This window comes from Enterorhabdus sp. P55 (assembly GCF_009911695.1).
In the GTDB taxonomy this organism is placed as follows: domain Bacteria; phylum Actinomycetota; class Coriobacteriia; order Coriobacteriales; family Eggerthellaceae; genus Enterorhabdus.
Genome location: NZ_QWKK01000143.1, coordinates 1 through 4,462, shown reverse-complemented (window position 1 = coordinate 4,462; position 4,462 = coordinate 1). Strand labels below are relative to the sequence as shown.

The 4,462-nt window shown below is 68.4% G+C and carries 3 protein-coding genes and 1 pseudogene; 3 read left to right on the top strand and 1 reads right to left on the bottom strand.

The genetic code is table 11. From position 1 onward, the window contains the following. Positions 1–11: 11 nt before the first annotated feature. Positions 12–1,598: a radical SAM protein gene (locus tag D1643_RS09895; protein ID WP_160710461.1), complete on the bottom strand. Its 1,587-nt coding sequence runs from the start codon at positions 1,596–1,598 to the stop codon at positions 12–14. A 350-nt stretch (positions 1,599–1,948) separates the two neighbouring features. Between D1643_RS09895 and D1643_RS09890 the strand changes: the two genes are divergently transcribed. From D1643_RS09890 to D1643_RS09880, 3 genes and pseudogenes are all read left to right on the top strand, one after another. Next, on the top strand, positions 1,949–2,545 hold the full coding sequence (locus tag D1643_RS09890) for a TetR/AcrR family transcriptional regulator (protein ID WP_160710460.1): 597 nt from the start codon (positions 1,949–1,951) through the stop codon (positions 2,543–2,545). 169 nt (positions 2,546–2,714) lie between these two features. Next, entirely contained in the window at positions 2,715–4,091 is a 1,377-nt protein-coding gene (locus D1643_RS09885) for a circularly permuted type 2 ATP-grasp protein (RefSeq protein WP_160710459.1), read from the top strand. Positions 4,092–4,212: 121 nt separating this feature from the next. Then, positions 4,213–4,462: pseudogene (locus D1643_RS09880) on the top strand (DUF1461 domain-containing protein); the annotation flags it as partial.

Genomic DNA, 4,462 nt, shown 5'->3' with positions numbered 1-4,462 from the left:
GCCCGCGCGTCCTAGCTCGCCCGCCGCATCGACGCGGGCGCCGCGACCGCGGGCGCCTCCAGCGCGGCGTCAGCCTCGGCCAGGGCCGCGCCTCCGTCCAGCGCGTCCGCCAGCTCCTCGCGCAGCTCGGGGTCGAGCGCGTACTCGTCCACCGCCCGCTCGGGGTCGAACGCGCCGCGCATCACGCGACCCTGGCGCGCCAGGCGGTCGAGGTCGCTGTCGGCCAAGCCGCTGCAGGCGCGGTTGCGCAGCGCGGCGCGCTCGTCATCAAGGTCAGTCCACAGCCGCTCGGCCACGGGCGCCCAGGCGCGCGCCGCGGGACGGCACTTCTCGGCCAGGTCGTGAGCGCTCTCCTGGGCCTGCAGGTCGGTGCAGTGGGCGCCGCTTCGCTCCACCATCTCCTCGAGGCAGTCCGGGTTCTCGAGCATGGGGCAGGGGCGCAGCAGGTTGTCGTTGAACGGCTGGCCCTCGTAGTAGGCCATGAAGATAGGCGAGCGCAGGCAGTCGAGCAGCGACCTCTCGCGGATGTTGGCGTTGGAGTAGTGGATGAACACGCAGGGCTCAACATCGCCCGCGGCGTTGATGTGCAGGTAGCGGCGCCCGCCGGCGATGCAGCCGCCCACGAACTCGCCGTCATGCTGGAAGTCGAGCGTGAGGATGGGCTTGGTCGCGCGCACCTGGCGGTTGAAGCGGTAGAGCCGCTCGCGGTCGACGGGATCGGGCATGAGCGAGGTCGGCGCGTCCACCCCCACGGGCATGTAGGAGAAGATCCACGCGAACAGCGCCCCCTTCTCGATGAGCCAGTCGAAGTACGCCTCGCTGGCCACGGAGGCTGCGTTGTCGTGGGTGTAGCAGATGGACACGCCGAAGGGCAGGCCGTGGCTTCGGAGCAGGTCCATGGCCGCGTCCACCTTCTGGTAGACGCCCTCGCCGCGCCGTCCGTCGGTGGCGGCCTCGTCGCCTTCGGCCGAGATGGCCGGCACGAAGTTCTTCACGCGGATCATGTCCTGGCAGAACTCCTCGTCGATGAGGGTGGAGTTGGTGAAGCAGAGGAAGGCGCAGTCGGGATGGGCCTCGCACAGGCGGATGAGGTCGTGCTTGCGGACGAGCGGCTCGCCGCCGGTGTAGATATAGATATGGACCCCGAGCTCCTTGCCCTGGCAGATGATGGAGTCGATCTCCTCGTAGGTGAGGTTGAGCTTGTGGCCGTACTCGGCGGCCCAGCAGCCGGTGCAGCGCAGGTTGCAGGCGCTCGTGGGGTCGAGCAGGATGGCCCAGGGGATGTTGCACTGGTACTTCTCGCGCATCTTCTCCTGCACGCCCCAGGCCACGAGGTTGGCGTCCACCAGGAAGGTCTTGAGCAGGTCGTTGCGCACCGCGGGGTTCAGGTCCATCAGGCGCATGATGAGCTGGTACATGTTGTTGTCCGGGTCGGCCACCACGTGGGTGAACGCCTCGCGCTGGGCCGGGAACAGGGATTCGGGGCACAGGGCGTTGATCTTGTCCATCACCTTGCCCATGTTACGGGCGGGATCCTCGCACAGGTAGTCCACCAGCTTGTTGGCCGCCGTGCGCTTCGCAAAGTCCATCGGTCTCATGTGCGTTCGCCTCCATAGAAAGATAGCTCTCAGCAGTGCCCGTCCCTCACGGGCTCTCGTGATTCTGCCATGACTAAGAAGGTTCGCTTAAGCAGTCCCGCCGTTCGTCACGCGCCTGGCTGTCGGTTGTTACAAAACCGAAAACTCCAGGTCAAAAGCGAAAATTGAGCCGCATGAAGCCAAGGCGTCCCTCAGCCACGAAATAAGCTCATATATCATTTAATTCACGGGTGTTGCTTAAGTTATATTCGGGTAGTATAGGAAGCACCCCAACGGGAAACAATGGGCAGACCGGTCATCTTTGTTGACTACTCCCTCCCCTTCGCGGGAGTGGGGCGAAAGGAGGCGTCATGGCAGCCAGCGACGAGAACGCGCCCAAGCTCGACCGCCGTGTGGTGCGCACCCGGAAGGCCATCCAGGCCGCCTTCCGCAACCTGGTGGTGCGCCAGGGCGCCGAAAAGATCACCGTGAGCGCGCTCGCCCGCGAGGCCGACATCGACCGCAAGACGTTCTACCTGCACTACGCCTCCCTCGACGAGCTGGCCGAGGAGCAGGGGCATCTCGTGGTGGATCGTATCACCCAGGTGCTCGTGGTGGGGCGCGAGCCTGACGGCATCACCGTGAACCTGCGCACCGTGGTCACCGAGCTGGCGGCCATGTTCCAGGAGGACCCGGAGTTCTACCGCCGCGTGGCCCGGGAGCTGTCGGTGGACTCCATGGTGGAGGCCCTCTGCGAGCCAGTGCGCCAGGCCATCGTGGAGAGCAACCCGCCCGCAGCCGAGCTGGACCAGCCCGGGCTCGACTACCTCATCCGCTTCTTCCTGGCCGGGACGCTCGCCGTGTTCGTCCACTGGTTCCTCAACGAGCCCGACACGCCCATCGGCGCCGTGGTGGACCACGTGCAGCGCACCACCGGCGACTCCCACCTGTTTCACCTGACGAGCTAAGGCCGCGCCCGCACGCCGGGGGTGCCGCTTGAACGCCCGGGCACCCCTCCCCGGCCGACGGGTCGCGCGCCCGACAACGGCCCGATGGCAGCGGCCGGTGCGGGGCGCCCGGGCACGGCGGGGCGTGCTAAGATGGCCCGGACGAATCCCCCTCCCGGAAAGAGGCCCCATGGACACCAACGCCGACTACACCCGCGCCTACCTCCAGATCATCGACGACCTGGACGGCGACATCCCCAGCCGCCGCGCCTCGCTGGCCTACATGCGCGCCTCCACCGCCATCGTGCACCACCGCGTGGTGGACTGCTCCTTCGTGCCGCGCCTGTTCAACCAGCGGACCTACGAGGTGATGCGCGACACCGCCGAGACGGCCCATCGCATCCTGTGCAAGGTCATCCAGCGCTACCTGGACGACCCGGCCTATCGCCGCTGCTTCGACTTCGACCCGCGCCTGGAGGAGCTCATCCTGCTGCCGCGCGGCTACGACTCGCTGCTGCCCTTCGCCCGCGTGGACACCTTCCTCGACGAGGACGACTATCGCATCCGCTTCTGCGAGTTCAACGGCGACGGCTCGTCGGGCATGAACGAGAACCGCGAGATCACCAACTCCATCGTGGCCTCCGAGGCCTTCCGCGTCTTCTCCGAGGGCCACGCCGTGCGCGGCTGCGACCTGTTCGAGCCGTGGGTGGACGCCTTCCTGGGCATCTACGCCACCTACGAGCACCGGGTGGAGAAGCCGCGCATCGCCATCTGCGACTACCTGGAGAACGGGGTGGTGGACGAGTTCCACCTGTTCGCGGACTTGTTCCGCGGCCGCGGCTACGAGTGCGCGGTGGCCGACGTGCGCGAGCTCTCCTTCGACGGCGAGGCGCTGCGCGACGCGAGCGGGGGGCGCGTGGACGCCATCTGGCGGCGCTGCGTGACCAACGACGTGATCGACCACTGGGACGAGTCTCAGGGGCTCATCGAGGCGGTGCGGGCCGAGAAGGTGGCGCTCATCGGCAGCTTCGCCGGGCACATCGTCCACGACAAGCAGATCTTCGAGGTGCTGTTCAAGCCAGAGACCTGCGACTTCCTCACCGCCGAGGAGATCAGCTTCGTGGAGGAGACGGTGCCCCTGACCGCCTTCCTCGACGACTCTGCCGTCAACCTGGCCCAGATCCGCGCCAACAAAGACGAGTGGATCATCAAGCCCTCTGACCACTACGGCGCCGACGACGTGTACGCCGGCTGCGCCCAGAGCGAGGAGCGGTGGGGCGAGCTCATCGACGCCTTCGCCAACGGCGCGGCGGGGCACCCCTTCATCGTGCAGCGCTACATCCGCCCGTTCAAGACCGAGACGCTGCCGCCCGACACCGGCATCGAGGACCTGCCCGACGGGGCCGTGACCACGGAGCCGGCCTGGTACAACAACCTCAACGGGCTCTACCTCTACGACGGGCGCTTCCAGGGCGTCTTCAGCCGCCTGGGGCCGCTGCCCACCATCTCGAAGGACATGCGCGGCATCACCGCGGCCACCATCTGGGTGGACTGCGATGGCGACTAGCGCCGGACAGGCGGGCACGGGAGCGCGCGGTGCGGGGGCCGGTGCCGACACGGCGGGCGGGGGCGGCAGCGCGCCCTTGGGCGCAGGGCCTAAGCGGCGCGGACTGGGAATCGGAGACCGCGTGCTGGCCGCGATGGCAGCCGTGGGCCTGGCCGTGGCCCTCGTGGCCGCGGGCTTCGGCGCCTGCGCGGCGCCGGTGACCACCGCCGTGCTGGCCGGCGCGGTGAGCGCGGGCGAGGGATCGCCCTACCCCGCCGACGAGCTGGCCGAGCTCGCCCAGGCCACGCGCGCCTACACCGTGGAGGGGCGTGAGGGCCTCTCGGCCCCGCGCGAGGCGCTTGCCGAGCGCGTGGTGGACGCCGCCCGGCGCG

What these genes read in the sequence shown, in the direction of transcription:
- D1643_RS09895 (WP_160710461.1), bottom strand. Translation starts at nt 1,598, where the DNA reads ATGAGACCGATGGACTTTGCGAAGCGCACGGCGGCCAACAAGCTGGTG.
- D1643_RS09890 (WP_160710460.1), top strand. Translation starts at nt 1,949, where the DNA reads ATGGCAGCCAGCGACGAGAACGCGCCCAAGCTCGACCGCCGTGTGGTG.
- D1643_RS09885 (WP_160710459.1), top strand. Translation starts at nt 2,715, where the DNA reads ATGGACACCAACGCCGACTACACCCGCGCCTACCTCCAGATCATCGAC.